Here is a 15,339-nt window from a genome sequence, read left to right on the forward strand (position 1 = left end):
AGGTAGGCTGAAGCCTAAAAGCCGCCAGGGGACATGATGGATCTCGCTCTACGTCAGGCCTGGACGCTTTGGACCACGAAAAACTTCGCCACGCGATCGTTGCTTTCCCATCCGATAGATGCGCCCTGGGGCACGAAAAGCGCATCTCCGGTGCCCGCCGACAGTACGCTGCCATCGAGCGCGGCGAATCGTACACTCCCGGCCAGCAGATGCATGAACTCGTTCTGGCGATGCGGGCGAAAGGCCAAGCAAAGCCTCGGCCGGTAGCGAAGCAGACGGCTTGAAGTCGGCGTCGGCGCGCAATGGGACAAGGCCGGGCTTCGTCGGTTTGTCGCAAGCGGCCGCGCAGAACGAAAACCGCACGCCTGATTCAGTCTGGATGCGAAGCGTGGTGCCGCATCCGATGACAGCACCCGCTTGCGGACCGAGCACCAGCGGGGCCGCGCCGGCCGCCGTCAGGATCAGCTCTCCTTCCACCACGACGATGGTTTCGATGTGGGGGAAGCTTGCGACTTCGAGCTCACCAACAAAGCTGGTTCGGCCCACGATCATCGAGTCCGGTCCTTCCCAGGCGATTTCGCGATCTCCCACAAAGGGATCATCCGTGCCGAACGCTGTCCTGCGGAAAGGGGTTGCAACGGGGGCGCCGTCGGCGCGATGCAGCACTATAGCCACGGTCATGATTGCTCCTGCGAATTGCGCCATGATGTCACTGAAAACTTAGCAGACGGCACCGTCGTGAATTGGCGAAAGGTGCTTGTTCAGGACAGCGACGTCGCGAATGATTGCGGTGAGTTGGCTTGTTAGGTCATTCCCATTGGCCGGGTATTTGCCATCCAAAGCCGCAGTCCCAATCGTAAAGCCAGCTGCGCCGGCGCTTTGCACGACTGCAATTCGTTCAGGGGTGTCGATCGAACCTGCAACGTAGACAGGCTTGGTGACTGCAGCGCAGACAGCCTTCATCAGCTCAGGCACGTTCTCCGCCGAACGGTATGCCAGCAGGTCCAGGCCATGCACTCCATCGTGCTCTGCAACCGTCTTGGCACTTTCGACAATTTCGTCGATGGCGCCTTCAAGCACGCTCGGATGACCTGCGATCCGACCCGGAAACGGGAAGTACTGGATGCCGGTGTCCTTGATGATCGGCAGCACATCGTCGACCCGCGTGCCACCAAGAAGAACGTTAACGCCGATTTCGGCAGCTGCCCTTGCCGAAGCAATTTCGCTTTTGCGGTCCAGTGACACGACTTCCAGATAGGAAGTTGCACCGCCCGCCCTGATGGCTGCACTGAGGCCTTTCAGCTGCTCGATCGGCAAGCCGATATCCTTGAACCCGATGTGCCGCACGCCGAGGCTGAGCGCAGTTTTTAGCTGCTGTGAGGCGTCCGGAACCGTTCGGTCGTTGCGCGTGAGCATGAAGATGAAGCGTAACCCCATTGGTGTGATTCCTTTCGTATCTAGTTCTTCTTGGTTTGCGCCAACACGAGGCGCTTGGCGTAGGCAAGTGCTGTTTCCAAGCTGGCGTGGTCTGCAATTCCACGGCCCGCGATATCGAACGCCGTGCCGTGATCTGGGCTGGTGCGGACGAACGGCAGGCCAAGCGTGATGTTCACGCCTTTTTCCAGCCCGAGATACTTCACAGGGATCAGCCCCTGATCGTGGTATTGTGCCACCACAAGATCGAATCGACCTTGACGTGCTTGCATGAAGACAGTGTCGCCAGGATAAGGGCCAGTGGCATCGATGCCCTCGGCTCGGGCCGCGTCGATTGCAGGTCGTATGATCCGGATCTCCTCGTCGCCGAAGAGGCCACCTTCACCTGCGTGCGGGTTGAGACCTGCTACGGCGATACGCGGGGTCGCGAAGCCGAGAGCTTTTCCACCCTCATGGGCAAGCCGGATAGCGGATAGCTGAGCGTCGAAATCGCCTTGTTCGATCGCCTTGCTCAGCGACGTGTGGATCGTGACGAGCACTGTGCGGATGTCATCGTTGGCAAGCATCATCGCCACGCGCTTGGCACCGCCGTAGTCGGCCAGAATTTCGGTATGGCCGGGGTATCTGATACCCGCGCTGGCCATCGCCTCTTTATTGATCGGCGCCGTGACGATGCCGCTTACCTCGCCGGACTTCGCTGCTGCGATCGCTGCAACGAGGGCGTCGAAGGCCGCCTGCCCGGAGATCGCGCTGATACTCCCGATTGGAGGAGGCTCAGTAATCCGGGTGGTGTCGATGACTTCAATTGCCTGCGGCGGGAACTGGGCTGCATCGGCCGCATTGATGCGTCGCACCTCGACGTTCAACCCGAGCCGCCGCACGATGTCCTGCATGACAACATAGCTGCCGAACACGACGACGCGTTCGCCGCCCTTCGCAAGCACCTTCGCCACGATCTCCGGCCCAATGCCGGAGGCGTCGCCCATTGTGAGAGCAAGCGGGGGAATGTTCTTCATTGGGTTGCTCCACGTATCCGCGCGACGGCGCGCTCCAGAGCGTCGTCACCGCCAAAGCCACCCGCCTTCATAGCGAGCAAGAGCGAGCGCCCATCGCCAAGCCTGGCGAGACCAAGCGGGAATCCGGGATCGAGTTCTTGCAGGATCTCGAACTCACGGACGTTGAGAAGGTCCAGGATCGCTTCCATCGTGTCGCCGCCGGTGGCGATCAAAGCGCCGAAGCGTAGGCTTTGAAGCTCTCGCGCTGCGTCTTGTGCGATACGGCGCAGCACCGCTGCCGAGTCCCCTTCGCGCGTTCTTGGTCCGCGCAGCAGCATAACGCCGCTAGCCTCCTGGAGTTGATCTGCCTGCTGATGACTGCGCAAATTTGCGCTCCCAATGACGACCAAGACATCGCTGCTGATGCCATCGAGCAATGGCAGTGGTAGGGTCTTCGCCGGCACAAAACGCCGCGATAGCGCTGTAGCCATTCCAGGAGAGCCAACCCAAAGGATCGACGCTGGATCCTCGATGGCAGCAATCTGTGAGTCGAGTTCTTCCTGCGTTTCAGCATCAAGCAGCGTGACATTCTTGATGCAGCTTGGGACCAGGTCGACTAGCGCGGAATGCCGCACGGGATGCACAGGGTCATGGCCATACGAACTTTCCGAGACCGGAATGCCGTCAACAAGCTGAATGCCCCTCACCGTCGTACGACCGGCCTGCGGGAACGCCGGTGCAAACACCAGTGCTTTGCGGCCGCTCGCCGCAAAACATGCTTCAAGCTCAGCCGTTATGTGACCGCGAAGTGTGGAGTCTACCGTTTTATACAGCACGGTATGGCTGGCAAGTCGGGCGGTCAATCGAGCGACCGCCTCGAACGCTTGCGATGGAGTAGCAGACCGCGAACCGCTATCGACTGCCATTACCGCTGCCGCTCGGCTCGGAAGCTGGCCCCTGCCGATCGACGCAGTCAAGCCGCGGGCGACGAAAGGTGCTGCGCCATCTGCCGCGCTGGTGAGGTCGTCGGCGAGGACCGCTATACTGGGTTGATGATTGGTGCGCATGCATCAATTAACAAAACTCCACCAACCACGAATAGCGATAGTTTCTGACGGGATCGGTGATATATTGTCACCGATGGATCGCTCAGACATACCATCGCTCGACGACCTGCGAGCGTTCGAAGCAACAGCGCGGCTGGGCTCGGTCCGGCTTGCAGCAGACTCGCTTGCACTCACGCACGGCGCCGTCAGTCGCCGTATCACCAAACTCGCCAATGACATCGGGGTCAGGTTGTTTGAAAAGAATGGGCGAGGCCTGCGGCTCACCCCGGCCGGCGAGACGCTCAACCTTACCCTCAGCAGGTTTTTCGGCGAGTTGGCCGCCACAGTGCAAAGCCTGCGTGCTGCCAATGCCGGGAGGAGTGCCCTGGTGCTCTCCTGCGAGCCTTCAGTTGCCATGCGTTGGCTCATTCCGCGGCTTGGGGCGCTTCAAGTGGCGCATCCGAACATGGCCCTCCACCTCTCCGTTGGTGGAGGGCTTGTGGACTTTCATAAGAAACAGGTCGATCTCGCTATTCGACGGCTGGACTTCGCTGTGCCTGAGACGTGGAACGTCCGGCCCCTTTTTCCCGAAAGGGTTGGGCCTGTCATGAGGCCGGAACTCGTGCCAGAGTTCGAACATGGCGACTATCTCGCTCTCGGGTCGAAGACCCGACCTGAGGCGTGGGCGCAATGGCTGAAGACCCATCCGTCGGCGCTTCGACCCACAGAAATCCGTTACTTCGACAATCACGCCCTGATTGTCGAAGCTGCATCTGCAGGCCTGGGTGTAGCCCTCAGTCCGCTCGTACTCGCGATTGACGATGTGGAACGAGGAAGCCTGGAGGCACCTGCTGGCTTTGATCCTGACGGCAGTCAGTACGGGTTGATATGGTTGGGCTCGACTGAACTACAAGGTGTGGAGTTTGAACTCGCAGAGTGGCTCCAGGCGCAGTTCAGCCGCCTGGGCCCAAATCACCTTTGAAAGAGCGCCCTGCGAGCTTCGCCCAGCTAAATGTGGTCGACCGGCATCGAAAAGCAGCAACCGAGCATCGATGGGCCGGGTAGAGTTTCCCGATGAGCGGCACAGTTTGCCGTGCTTGGTTCTGCACTACCTTTTATTGGTATCCAGATGAGGCATCGCATCGGCGCATCACGGGCTTCGTGCAGGTGGCGCCGGTTGTTGCCTGCCTTCAACGCCTGGATGGGCGCCAATCTATTTCAAATGCGGAAAATTCCGGCGCGGCGGATCCTTCAAATTTCCTGGGCAAGGAATGCCGTGCCCGCCTTGGACAGGTCGGCACGGCCGCTGGCGTCATTGCTCATTCATTTTCGGGCAATCACACTCAGACTCTCACCTATGCCACGCTACCATCATCCATGCCAAACAGAGTGAAATGCCAATTCGGACGTTTTTTTCAGAAGTTCATGCCGCCCGAGCGCCAACTTTCGAAGACTCTGCGGAAACAGAACAGTCACACTGGCTGGAACAACGGGGTACCCTTCCTTACGGCAGGCAAGCTCCCGAGGACCTCCGATAGGCAGAGCTGCCCGATTGGAGAGTTCTCCAAGAAAAGGGAACAATGTCCGGTACACGGCCGGATTTTCATAAGGGAGCCGCCAGGGTGAGCAGAATCCGTCTCTCGCAGCCTCAGGGCGCGAAGCGCCGAGATGGCCAGGCTACGGCTGCTACGGTGACGTGTTGCTGCTCAAGGGGCGATGATGCGGTCCGCAACAGGGTGGATACGCTTCGATGGAATGGGAGGTGATCCAGATGGTCGCAAGTATCCAGGCTGTAGCCTCTCACGATGTGGCGCTTTCGGTGCGCGACCTCACGGTGAATTTGCCGAAAGGCATGGAACGAACCTATGCGGTCGAGAACATTTCCTTCGATCTGAAACGTGGCCAGATCCTCTGCATCATAGGCGAGTCAGGATCAGGCAAGTCGGTCACGGCGAACGCGATCATGGGGCTCCTGCCCAAGGTGATCCGCGTCTCATCGGGTTCAATACAGTTGGAGGGGATGAACATCATCGGCATGTCGCCCGACAAGCTGCGCAATCTGCGTGGTCGGGTCGTGTCGATGATCTTTCAGGACCCGCTCTCGGCGCTCAACCCCTTGATGACGGTGGGTGCACAAATTGACGAGGTCATGGCCGCGCATGGCTTCGGCACATCACAAGCCTGTCGAAACCGCGCCATCGAACTGCTCACCGAAGTGGGCTTGCCAGATCCCGAACTCATGTATCACCAGTACCCTTTCCGGCTTTCGGGCGGGCAGCGGCAGCGCGTCATGATCGCCATGGCCCTGGCGCTCGAGCCGACGGTTCTGATCGCGGATGAACCGACGACAGCGCTCGACGTGACCACCCAGGCACAGATTCTGGAGCTGATCCGCGAAATTCAGCGCCGCAAGGGCATGAGCGTGATGTTCATCACCCACGATTTCGGTGTGGTGGCCGAGATCGCCGACAGTGTCGTGGTGATGGAAAAGGGTCACATCGTAGAGCAGGGCAGCGCCGAACAGGTGTTGAAGGCACCCAAGCATCCTTACACCCAGCGCCTGATCGCGGCCGTACCTCATCTGATCGGCGAGGATCGCCCTCGTGCGGAGCCTGCCAGCAAGGTGCCGATCCTGAAGGTCGAGGGTCTGGTGAAGACCTATCGTGGTGGCGGTGCGTTGTTCGGCGCGCAGCGAATTGTGAAAGCTGTGAACGAGGTTTCGTTCGAACTGGCGCCTGGCCGAACGCTGGGGGTCGTAGGCGAGAGCGGTTCAGGAAAATCCTCGCTGGGCCGGCTTCTGATCAAATTGCTGGACAGCGACGGCGGCGAGATTTTGTTCGAGGGATCTGACATAGCCAAGCTTTCCGAAGCGAAGTTCCGCCCACTTCGACCGCGGATCCAGATGATCTTCCAAGATCCCTTCGCTTCTCTGAACCCACGCTCGACGGTCGGCCACATCATCACGGTAGGCCCGGTGGCACACGGGATGCCTTATGCCCAGGCGCGCGAAGAAGCGCGGGTGCTTCTGGCCCATGTCGGTCTCGATGCCGGCGCCTTTGGCCGCTATCCGCACGAGTTTTCTGGTGGGCAACGCCAGCGCATCGGCATCGCCCGGGCTTTGATGTTCAAGCCGAAGCTTTTGATTGCTGACGAAGCGGTCTCCGCGCTGGACGTGTCGATCCAGGCGCAGATCCTGCAGCTTCTGGATCAGATCCAGCGCGAGACCGGCGTGTCGATGGTCTTCATCACGCACGACCTGCGTGTCGCCAGCCAGATCTGCGACGAAATCGCGGTGATGCAGAAGGGCCGGATCGTCGAGCGCGGACCGCCCTCGCAGATATTCCTGAACCCGCAAGCAGCCTACACGCGCCAACTCGTGGCGGCGATTCCAGGGGAGAGACCGGGCAATGCCCATCCAATTGCAGCAAACGCATGAAAAGTACGCGAAAATCGCCACAAGAGAGGAACTGCTATGACCAAGAATTCAACGACTCAATCCAACTACTCAAGACGCCAGGCGCTGCGACTGATGGCGCTAGGTGGAGCTGCAGGCTTGATCGCGCCCAATTTGTTTGGCAAGCCCGCTTTCGCCAAGACCCCTGCCGGAGGTCCGGCCGGCCGCGTCGTCGTCGGACTCTCGCAAGAGCCGACCGTGTTCAATCCGTTGATGGCGCATATCGAAGTCGATGACGCGGTCCATTTTTCGATTTTCGACGCTTTGGTCAGGATGGATGCCAAGGGAGTCTTTCAGCCGAATCTAGCGGCCGAGGTGCCAAGCCAGAAGAACGGCGGTATCTCAGCGGACGGCCTCAACTGGCGCATCCGGTTGCGTGACAATGCACGGTGGCACGACGGTGAGCCCTTCACGGCCGAGGACGTGAAATACACCCTTGAGCTCATCACGAACCCGAAGTTTCGCGCCTGGCGTACAAGCGGCCATTCGCTCGTGCAGGACATTACGGTGGTTTCGCCCACCGAGATCACATGGCGGATGAAGGAGCCTTTTGCACCCTATCTGTCGTTCCTGGCCGAGACCTTCATCGTGCCCAAGCATATTCTGGAGAAAGAGGCCGATCCGAATGCAGCCGCGTTCAACCAGGCGCCGGTCGGCACCGGCGCATTCAAATGGAGCCAGCGCGTCGCGGGCGATCATATCGAACTCGTCGCCAATCCAGACTACGCCGGCGAAGGTCCGTATATCGAACAGCTCATCTTCAAATACATTCCCGATATGACGGTGCTCTACACTCAGTTCAAGAGCGGCGACGTGGACCTTGTCGATCAGTCATACATCACTCCCGACCACTACACTGAAGCCCAGGAACTGCCAGACCGTCTGGTGACACTGGAGACCGGCGCATCGCTCGAGTCGTTCTACCTGAATATGGGCCGCCCGCAGTTCAAGGACCTGGCAGTGCGCCAGGCGCTCTACGCCGCCTTAGACAGGAAGGCGATTGTCGACACGATCTATTACGGCGTCGGCACCCTCACCGAGACCTTCATGCCGAAGGAGTCCTTCTACTACGACCCGAACCTGCCGGTTCAGGAGTTCAATCTGGACCGGGCGCGCCAAATCCTGGATGAGGCCGGCTGGAAGCCGGGGCCGGATGGAATCCGCGCCAAGGATGGAGTGCGGCTGGCCTTCTCCAACTCGACAACTTCTGGCAACAACCTGCGCGAGCAGACGCAGCAGTTCATGCAGCAGACGTTTGCGGAGATCGGCGTTGAGATGACGATCTCAAACTTGCCGGCTGCTGTCATGTGGGGGGATTTCTGGCTGAAGTCGCAATTTGACACCGCCATGTCCGGCGTCACCTATCTGATTGCCTCGGACCCCGACGCCACAAACCGGCTGCATACGAAGGCAATCGCCGCACAAGGCGGACACGGTTCGAACACCGCGCAATATTCCAACCCTGAGGTCGATGCCCTGCTCGACAAGGGGGCTCGCAGCTTCGATCCGGACGAGCGGCGTGGGATCTACAATCGCGTGCAGGAAATGGTGCGCCATGATCTGCCCTTCCTGCCGCTGTTCGCGTACACAACCGTCCTCGGGCGCAAGAAGGGCCTGGATGGCTTCGAGCCCAATGCCAACACGCGCACCGCGTCGTGGCATGCCGCAGCCTGGCAGTGGAAGGCCTGATCCACTCAGTTGCCGCCGCCCGATTTCAACGCGGCGGCAACAAACAAAAATCGCCAACCCACAACGGAGGACACGAATGCGCGGCTTCCTGCTCAATCGCCTCTCGCAGAGCCTGGTGATGCTTGTGATCGTTTCGATCATCGGCTTCGGGATTCTGAACCTTCTGCCGGGGGGCCCGCTGGCGCAATTCGGGCTCGACCCCGGCATGACCCAGCAGGATATCGAGCGCCTCAAGGGGCTGCTGGGCCTTGATCGCCCCATATGGATCCAATATCTGGACTGGGCTTGGCGGCTGCTGCAGGGCGACTGGGGTCACTCCTTCCGCGACGGAGCGCCGGTGTTGCAGATCATTGGCAGCCATCTCTTTGCCACCCTGCTGCTGATGGGATCCTCAACGGCGATTGCGATCTCCCTTGGCGCCTGGATTGGAATCCGGGGCGCCACGCGCCGCTACTCGCTATTCGACTATCTCGCAACTGTCGGTGCCATGGTTGCATTGTCGGTCCCTACCTTCTGGTTCGGCCTCGTCGGCATCTACATCTTTACCTTGAAGCTGGGCTGGCTGCCCGCGGGCAATATGTCCGAGATCGGCGATAGCTCGATCCTGGGCTATCTCCACCATCTGATCCTGCCAAGTGTCGTGCTGTCGCTGGTCCATGTCGCGATCTGGAGCCGCTACATGCGGACGGCGACCCTCGATGCCATCAGCCAGGACTTCGTCAAGACGGCTCGGGCCAAGGGGTTGAGTGAACGCCGGATTTTAATGAAGCACGTCGTCGGCAACGCGCTTTTGCCGATGATTACGTTGGCCGGGATGCAGCTTCCCAGCGTCCTGACCGGCGCGCTGGTGACCGAAACTGTCTTTACCTGGCCAGGAATGGGACGGTTGTTCCTCGATAGCCTTGGTTACAGCGACTATCCGGTTGTGATGGGGCTGCTGATGTTCTCCGCTATCCTCGTTCTGCTTGGAAACCTGATCGCCGACATTGTCGTCGCTATCGTCGATCCGCGCATTCGACTGGCTTGAGCGCGCAACTTCCCCGACAGGAGACAGCCGATATGACCGCTCTCACCGCAAATGCAGCTCCAAGCCGATGGACAAACAACCGGGCGGCCCTTCGTTTCATGCGGCATCGCCTGGCGCTGCTCGGCTTGGCGATGATCATCCTTCTCAGCCTCGCTTGCGCCGTCGGCCCGCATCTCTTGCCTTATGATTCATTGTATATCGATCTGCGGGCCCGCTTTGCTCCCCCGCTTACGGGGCACCACTTTCTGGGTACTGATCCACTCGGCCGTGACTTGGCGGCAAGGCTCTTGATGGCGGGACGAATCTCGTTGCTGGTGGGCTTCTTCGCCATGCTGTTGTCAACGCTGATCGGCACGCTCGTTGGGGTAATTGCTGGATACCGCGGCGGCTGGATAGGAGCCTCACTGATGCGCTTGGTAGACGGCTTTCTGGCCTTTCCCTCTATCTTCCTTGTGCTGGCCCTTGCCGCAGCCCTGAAACCCAGCCCAATAATGATTACCGTCGTCATCGCTGCGACCAGCTGGATGGAAGTAGCCCGAATTGTAGAGGCCGAGGTCCGCTCGCTCCGCGAGCGCGAATTCGTCCAGGCCGGGCGAATGCTGGGGCTGAGCGGCACACATATCATGTTCCGCGAGATACTGCCCAACGCCATGGGACCGATTATCGTTGCTTCCACTTTGACCGTCGCGCGCGCCATTCTCATGGAAGCTTACATCAGCTTCCTCGGCTACGGCATCCAGCCGCCACTGCCAAGCTGGGGCAACATGCTCAATGGCGCCCAGCAATATCTGGGCAGCGCACCTTGGTTGGCGATCATTCCCGGAGCGGCAATCACCATCGCGGTGACCAGTTTCAATTTCATTGGTGACGGACTGCGTGATGCTCTGGACGTGCGAGATGACCATATTTGAATACCGCGACCGGTAACGTTCCTAACCCCTGAAAGCGCCAAGAGAAGTCAGTCACGTGCAAGAGCCAAAAGCCGCCGAAAAGAACACGCCCTACTGGTGGGAAGCGGCGCCCGTCATGCCGCTGCCGCCGCTGCCCGTTGCAAAGAAGCTCGACGTGGTGATTGTCGGCGCGGGCTATGCCGGGCTTTCTGCCGGGCTTGTGCTGGCGCGCGAGGGGCGCTCCGTAGCCGCTTTTGATGCGATGCATCCGGGCGAGGGTGCTTCCACGCGCAACGGTGGAATTACCAGCGGGAGCATCCGGCCCAACTATGCCACGATCACACGGCGCTTCGGTGAACAGAAGGCCATGGCGATTGAAACCGAGGGCAAGGTCGCGCGCGAATTTCTCTATGAATTGATTAAGACGGAAGGGCTTGACTGCGATTTCCAGCTGGTCGGCCGGTTCATGGGTGCTCTCGGATACGACCAGTACGAGAAGATGGCACGCGGCGCCGAGGCGCTGGCGAAGAGGCTGGGGATCGAATCCTACGCTGTTCCGCGTGCCGAGCAGTGCAACTACATCGGCACCGACTTCTACCGCGGCGGCACGGTTCGGATGGACATCGGTGGGCTGCACCCGGCCAAGTTCCACGCCGAGCTCTTGCGGGTGGCGCTCGCCTCGGGTCTGACGGTGCATTCAAAAACGCCTGTGACCTCGATCGAGAGGGATGGGTCGGGGTTCCGCGTCGCCACTTCGGCCGGAACGGTGCAGGCGCGGCAGGTCCTGGTCTGCACGAACGGCTATACCGATGGGGCCAGTCCCTTCCTGCGCCGCCGCCTGGTTCCCGTCCGCAGCCGAATTATCGCCACCGAGGAACTTCCGCATGAATTGATGGCGCGGCTGATGCCGAAGCTGATGATGATGGGCGAGAACCGGGAGCTAGGCTTCTACTATCGTCCTTCGCCCGACGGCACGCGCATTCTGCTCGGTGGGCGAGACAGTTCCCGCGGCAACAGCGATCCGGCAGCCCCGACGCTCCGCCTGCGTAACGGTCTGGTAGAGCTTTTCCCGGAGCTGGAGAAGGTTCGCTTTTCGCACAGCTGGTTCGGCAACGTGGCCATGAACCGCGACATGTTGCCCCGCATCTTCGAAAAGGATGGCATCGTCTATGCCACGGGCTTTTGCGGTTCGGGTGTGGTCTGGGCACCGTGGGTCGGTACGCGTGCCGCCTCCAAGCTGATGGGTCGCGCGACGGAAGCCAGCACGGCTTTCGACTTCCGACCGCCGGCTTCCATCCCTTTCTATAGGGGCGACCCCTGGTTCTTGCCGGCGATCATCAAAGGCTATGGTCTGCAGGACAAGATCGCTTGGTGGCGCGCCCGCCGCTGACGGCCAAAGGTGACGGCCTTTTGACCGTTCGTCGCTGCGGACCGGCTGTAGGCACCGCGAAGCTTGAGGGCGCTGGCGAAGCGGTATGGAATCAACCAGAAGACGTTGCCGCCCATAACTTCGCATGCAGGCTCAAGACCCTCAAGCGCGAACCAACGGACTCGCGACCAGGCTGCGCCGCCCTGCGCCGAACTGGAACTCGGTCGGACTTGAGCAGTTCGTATCGATCGGGGATCAAAAACCCGCACATCTGGCGAAGTCCTGGATGATTTCGGCACATTCTTTCGAGCGCACGATGCGATGAAGGGCTGATCGGAACTTTGCTTCCGCATTCTTGGCAGCCGAGGTTGGTTGGAACATGTCGCCCCGAGTCGAACGTATTCACAGCGATGAGCGTCTCCCGGCCGAAGTCGACGTCGTCATCGTCGGCGGCGGCATCCTCGGCTCTACGGCCGCCTATTTCCTGGCGAAGCGTGGCCTCTCTGTGGCTCTGCTCGAGAAGGGCCACGTCGCCTGTGAACAATCGAGCCGAAACTGGGGTTGGTGCCGCCAGCAGAACCGCGATCGGCGCGAACTGGCGCTCTCGGTGATCTCCATGCGACTGTGGGACGAACTGACGCGCGATATCAATCGCGACCTTGGATTTCGACGCTGCGGTCTGGTCTCTGCGACTCACGACGAGGCTGTACTCGCCGGCTGGGAAAGGTGGCGCGAGGTCGCCAGGGAATACGAGGTCGACACCCGCATGCTGAGCCGGGCGGAGGTGGCCGAGCGCGTCCCCGAAGCGCGCGACAAATGGGTCGGCGGGACCTATTCGGGCCGGGATGGCAAGGCCGAACCTGCGCTTGCCGCGCCGGCTATCGCCGAAGGGGCCAGAGCTCTGGGCGCCACCATCCATCAGGAATGCGCCGCGCGCGCGCTCGACTTGGCCAATGGCAAGATTGCGGGCGTGCACACGGAGAAGGGCTACATCAGAACCAGCGCGGTGCTGTGCGCCGCTGGCGCCTGGTCCTCGCGCTTCCTTAGGCCGCTCGGGATCAGTTTCCCCCAAGCGAGCATCCGGCAGACCGCGCTGCGTTCCACCCCGACAATCAACATAGGCGAGGCAATCTCCACACCCTACTGCACGATCACGCGCCGACTGGACGGCAGCTATACGCTTGCGATCAGCGGCAAGGCAAACCTCGAAATCACGCCCCAGGCTATCCGGTATAGCCGGGAATTCATGCCACAATTCTTGCGTCGCCTGAAGAACGTCAGGCTCGGCATCGGCCAATCGTTCGTTTCGGGGCCGGATTCAATGCCGGCGCTGCTGACCAACAACGATCGGATTTTCGAACAGAATCGCGTGCTGGATCCTCCGCCCTTGAAATGGCTGGTGAGCCAAGTTGTGGAGAGTGTCCGGAAAACCTTTCCCCAACTCGGCGATATAAAGATCGATAGCGCCTGGGGAGGCTTCGTCGATTGCACGCCGGACGCAGTGCCTGTGGTGTCGCAGGTGGACGGGGTGAAGGGCCTCGTCCTCGCGGCGGGCTGCTCGGGCCACGGCTTCGGTTTGGGTCCGGGGCTGGGCTATCTGGCTGCAGAGCTTGTCGTAAACGACACGCCTTGCGTCGATCCTACACCGCTCCGCCTGTCGCGTCTGGTCGACGGCTCGAAGCTGGACATCGCCGCTATCTGAAGATCAGCCGGAAGTCACGCCTGACGCGCACCAACAATCGTCGCTATGGCCTGCAGGACAAGATTGCCTGGTGGCGGGCCCGACGCTGACGGCTAGAGCTGGCGGCCCATCGACCATGGAGCACTGCGGCCCCGGCTGAACGATCGCGTCTACAAGGAAGAGCATCACATGCACTACATCTCGACGCGCGGCCACCCCGAACGCAGGAAGTTTTGCGAGATACTGCTTGAAGGTCTGGCCCCGGATAGCGGGCTCTATGTGCCCGAGACCTACCCGCGTGTGGATGACGCAATGCTGGATCGGTGGCGGAGGTTGTCCTATCCGGACCTCGCCTTCGAGATCCTGTCGCTCTACATCGACGATATTCCGCCCGCCGATCTGAAGGCTATCTGCGCGAAGACCTATACGTCCGAAATTTTCGGGACCGCCAGGATCGCGCCGGTGCGCGCGCTTGAGACTTGTCTCCACGTTGCGGAACTGTCGAACGGCCCCACGCTGGCGTTCAAGGACATGGCGATGCAGTTGCTTGGCAATCTGCTCGAGTATGAACTGGCGCGACGGGGTGAGGAGTTGAACATCCTCGGGGCGACCAGTGGCGACACGGGCAGCGCGGCGGAATATGCCATGCGCGGCAAGAAGGAGGTGCGGGTCTTCATGATGTCGCCGCACGGACGCATGAGCACCTTTCAGCAAGCCCAGATGTTCAGCCTGCAGGACGAAAACATCCATAACATCGCCATTGAAGGGGTGTTTGACGATTGCCAGGATATTGTGAAAGCCGTGTCCGGCGATGGTGATTTCAAGAGGCGCCACCGGATAGGCGCCGTCAATTCGATCAACTGGGCCCGGCTGGTGGCTCAGGTCGTCTACTATTTCTCCGCCTACTTCCAGGTCACTGCGGGGAACGCATCAGAGGTCGACTTCACTGTTCCTTCGGGCAACTTCGGAAACATCTGTGCTGGTCACGTTGCGCGCACGATGGGACTTCCCGTATCCGCACCGGCGTATATCGCGTGCGGGGCCGGGCGGACACGTACGAAACATCAAGCCCATCGATGGACATTTCCAAGGCCTCCAATCTCGAGCGTTTCGTCTTCGACCTGCTCGGTCGCGATGCGAGCCGGACGAAATCAATCTTCGACGACCAACTCAGGGGACGAGGCTCGTTCGATCTCAGTGGGAATTCCGCCCTCGCGCAGGTGGCCGCTCGTTTTGGCTTCTGCAGCGGCAAGAGCACGCACGCCGACCGGTTGGAAACGATCCGTGACACTTGGCGCCGCTTCAACACGCTGGTCGACCCACACACAGCTGACGGCATCACGGTCGCACGCAGGCACTCCGTCCCGGAGGTGCCGATGATCGTGCTCGAGACGGCCCTGCCGGTCAAATTTGCGGAGATCATCAGGGAGGCTTTGGGCCACGAGCCAAGCCGTCCAAAACGGTTCGACGGAATAGAAGATTTGCCGAGGCGATTTAAGGTCCTTCCCGCCGATGGACAGACCGTAAAGACCTACGTCGCCGAAATTTTGCACGGTGCGGCCCGTTGAAGACCGGCTTGAGCAATCGGAGACCGCTATTTCCGCCATGGCTGTATATACGGAGCTATCAGTCGACGAAGTCGCAGCGTTCTTTGGGGCGCTGGGTCTAGGCTGGCCGCGTTCTGTTCGCGGCATCACGACCGGAATTGAGAACACGAACTACTTCGTAGATACCGAATCCGGAGAGTATGTGCT

General features: G+C 60.5%; 14 protein-coding genes. 10 read left to right on the plus strand and 4 right to left on the minus strand.

Annotated elements, in window-relative coordinates:
• Positions 1-48: 48 nt before the first annotated feature.
• From FJ543_RS31870 to FJ543_RS21255, 4 genes are read right to left on the minus strand one after another with little or no spacing between them, the layout of a single operon-like run.
• Positions 49-681 (minus strand): hypothetical protein, encoded by a 633-nt coding sequence (locus FJ543_RS31870; protein WP_246678844.1) that lies wholly within the window; start codon positions 679-681, stop codon positions 49-51.
• A 39-nt stretch (positions 682-720) separates the two neighbouring features.
• A complete protein-coding gene (locus FJ543_RS21245; protein WP_224682090.1) occupies positions 721-1,437 on the minus strand; it encodes a hypothetical protein in 717 nt (238 codons plus the stop codon).
• 20 nt (positions 1,438-1,457) lie between these two features.
• Positions 1,458-2,450: a 4-hydroxythreonine-4-phosphate dehydrogenase PdxA gene (gene pdxA / locus FJ543_RS21250; protein WP_140876886.1), complete on the minus strand. Its 993-nt coding sequence runs from the start codon at positions 2,448-2,450 to the stop codon at positions 1,458-1,460.
• Complete coding sequence (locus FJ543_RS21255; RefSeq protein WP_140876888.1) at positions 2,447-3,496, minus strand: four-carbon acid sugar kinase family protein; 1,050 nt, start codon at positions 3,494-3,496, stop codon at positions 2,447-2,449. Before FJ543_RS21255 ends, pdxA begins: the two co-directional genes overlap by 4 nt.
• On the opposite strand from FJ543_RS21255, the gene FJ543_RS21260 reads away from it, so the two are divergent.
• The 10 genes from FJ543_RS21260 to FJ543_RS31875 all read left to right on the plus strand — a co-directional run bounded on the left by FJ543_RS21260 (position 3,495) and on the right by FJ543_RS31875 (position 15,153).
• Positions 3,495-4,457: a LysR family transcriptional regulator gene (locus FJ543_RS21260; RefSeq protein WP_224682089.1), complete on the plus strand. Its 963-nt coding sequence runs from the start codon at positions 3,495-3,497 to the stop codon at positions 4,455-4,457. The two genes, FJ543_RS21255 and FJ543_RS21260, sit on opposite strands and share 2 nt — an antisense overlap.
• Before the next feature lie 92 nt (positions 4,458-4,549).
• A complete protein-coding gene (locus FJ543_RS21265) occupies positions 4,550-5,101 on the plus strand; it encodes a hypothetical protein (protein ID WP_140876890.1) in 552 nt (183 codons plus the stop codon).
• 145 nt (positions 5,102-5,246) lie between these two features.
• The gene (locus tag FJ543_RS21270) at positions 5,247-6,911 is read left to right on the plus strand and encodes an ABC transporter ATP-binding protein (protein ID WP_140877679.1); all 1,665 of its coding nucleotides are present in this window, start codon (positions 5,247-5,249) and stop codon (positions 6,909-6,911) included.
• A 36-nt stretch (positions 6,912-6,947) separates the two neighbouring features.
• On the plus strand, positions 6,948-8,618 hold the full coding sequence (locus FJ543_RS21275; RefSeq protein WP_140876892.1) for a peptide ABC transporter substrate-binding protein: 1,671 nt from the start codon (positions 6,948-6,950) through the stop codon (positions 8,616-8,618).
• A 76-nt stretch (positions 8,619-8,694) separates the two neighbouring features.
• The gene (locus FJ543_RS21280; protein ID WP_140876894.1) at positions 8,695-9,645 is read left to right on the plus strand and encodes an ABC transporter permease; all 951 of its coding nucleotides are present in this window, start codon (positions 8,695-8,697) and stop codon (positions 9,643-9,645) included.
• A gap of 32 nt (positions 9,646-9,677) precedes the next feature.
• Positions 9,678-10,556 carry an ABC transporter permease gene (locus tag FJ543_RS21285; RefSeq protein WP_140876895.1) on the plus strand — a complete coding sequence of 293 codons (879 nt, stop codon included), beginning with the start codon at positions 9,678-9,680 and terminating at the stop codon, positions 10,554-10,556.
• A 55-nt stretch (positions 10,557-10,611) separates the two neighbouring features.
• Positions 10,612-11,925, plus strand: a complete 1,314-nt coding sequence (locus FJ543_RS21290; protein WP_140876897.1) for an FAD-binding oxidoreductase — start codon at positions 10,612-10,614, stop codon at positions 11,923-11,925.
• A 358-nt stretch (positions 11,926-12,283) separates the two neighbouring features.
• Positions 12,284-13,606 (plus strand): FAD-binding oxidoreductase, encoded by a 1,323-nt coding sequence (locus FJ543_RS21295; RefSeq protein WP_140876899.1) that lies wholly within the window; start codon positions 12,284-12,286, stop codon positions 13,604-13,606.
• A gap of 168 nt (positions 13,607-13,774) precedes the next feature.
• Entirely contained in the window at positions 13,775-14,965 is a 1,191-nt protein-coding gene (thrC, locus tag FJ543_RS21300) for a threonine synthase (protein WP_246678845.1), read from the plus strand.
• A complete protein-coding gene (locus FJ543_RS31875; protein WP_246678846.1) occupies positions 14,962-15,153 on the plus strand; it encodes a hypothetical protein in 192 nt (63 codons plus the stop codon). Before thrC ends, FJ543_RS31875 begins: the two co-directional genes overlap by 4 nt.
• Positions 15,154-15,339: the final 186 nt, after the last annotated feature.

This window comes from Mesorhizobium sp. B2-5-7 (assembly GCF_006440875.1).
Classification (GTDB): Bacteria; Pseudomonadota; Alphaproteobacteria; order Rhizobiales; family Rhizobiaceae; genus Mesorhizobium; species Mesorhizobium australicum.

Bases quoted from the DNA above. Each gene is read 5' to 3' on its own strand.
- FJ543_RS31870 (WP_246678844.1), bottom strand. From the start codon at position 681: ATGACCGTGGCTATAGTGCTGCATCGCGCCGACGGCGCCCCCGTTGCA.
- FJ543_RS21245 (WP_224682090.1), bottom strand. From the start codon at position 1,437: ATGGGGTTACGCTTCATCTTCATGCTCACGCGCAACGACCGAACGGTT.
- pdxA (WP_140876886.1), bottom strand. From the start codon at position 2,450: ATGAAGAACATTCCCCCGCTTGCTCTCACAATGGGCGACGCCTCCGGC.
- FJ543_RS21260 (WP_224682089.1), top strand. From the start codon at position 3,495: ATGCATCAATTAACAAAACTCCACCAACCACGAATAGCGATAGTTTCT.
- FJ543_RS21255 (WP_140876888.1), bottom strand. From the start codon at position 3,496: ATGCGCACCAATCATCAACCCAGTATAGCGGTCCTCGCCGACGACCTC.
- FJ543_RS21265 (WP_140876890.1), top strand. From the start codon at position 4,550: ATGAGCGGCACAGTTTGCCGTGCTTGGTTCTGCACTACCTTTTATTGG.
- FJ543_RS21270 (WP_140877679.1), top strand. From the start codon at position 5,247: ATGGTCGCAAGTATCCAGGCTGTAGCCTCTCACGATGTGGCGCTTTCG.
- FJ543_RS21275 (WP_140876892.1), top strand. From the start codon at position 6,948: ATGACCAAGAATTCAACGACTCAATCCAACTACTCAAGACGCCAGGCG.
- FJ543_RS21280 (WP_140876894.1), top strand. From the start codon at position 8,695: ATGCGCGGCTTCCTGCTCAATCGCCTCTCGCAGAGCCTGGTGATGCTT.
- FJ543_RS21285 (WP_140876895.1), top strand. From the start codon at position 9,678: ATGACCGCTCTCACCGCAAATGCAGCTCCAAGCCGATGGACAAACAAC.
- FJ543_RS21295 (WP_140876899.1), top strand. From the start codon at position 12,284: ATGTCGCCCCGAGTCGAACGTATTCACAGCGATGAGCGTCTCCCGGCC.
- thrC (WP_246678845.1), top strand. From the start codon at position 13,775: ATGCACTACATCTCGACGCGCGGCCACCCCGAACGCAGGAAGTTTTGC.
- FJ543_RS31875 (WP_246678846.1), top strand. From the start codon at position 14,962: ATGATCGTGCTCGAGACGGCCCTGCCGGTCAAATTTGCGGAGATCATC.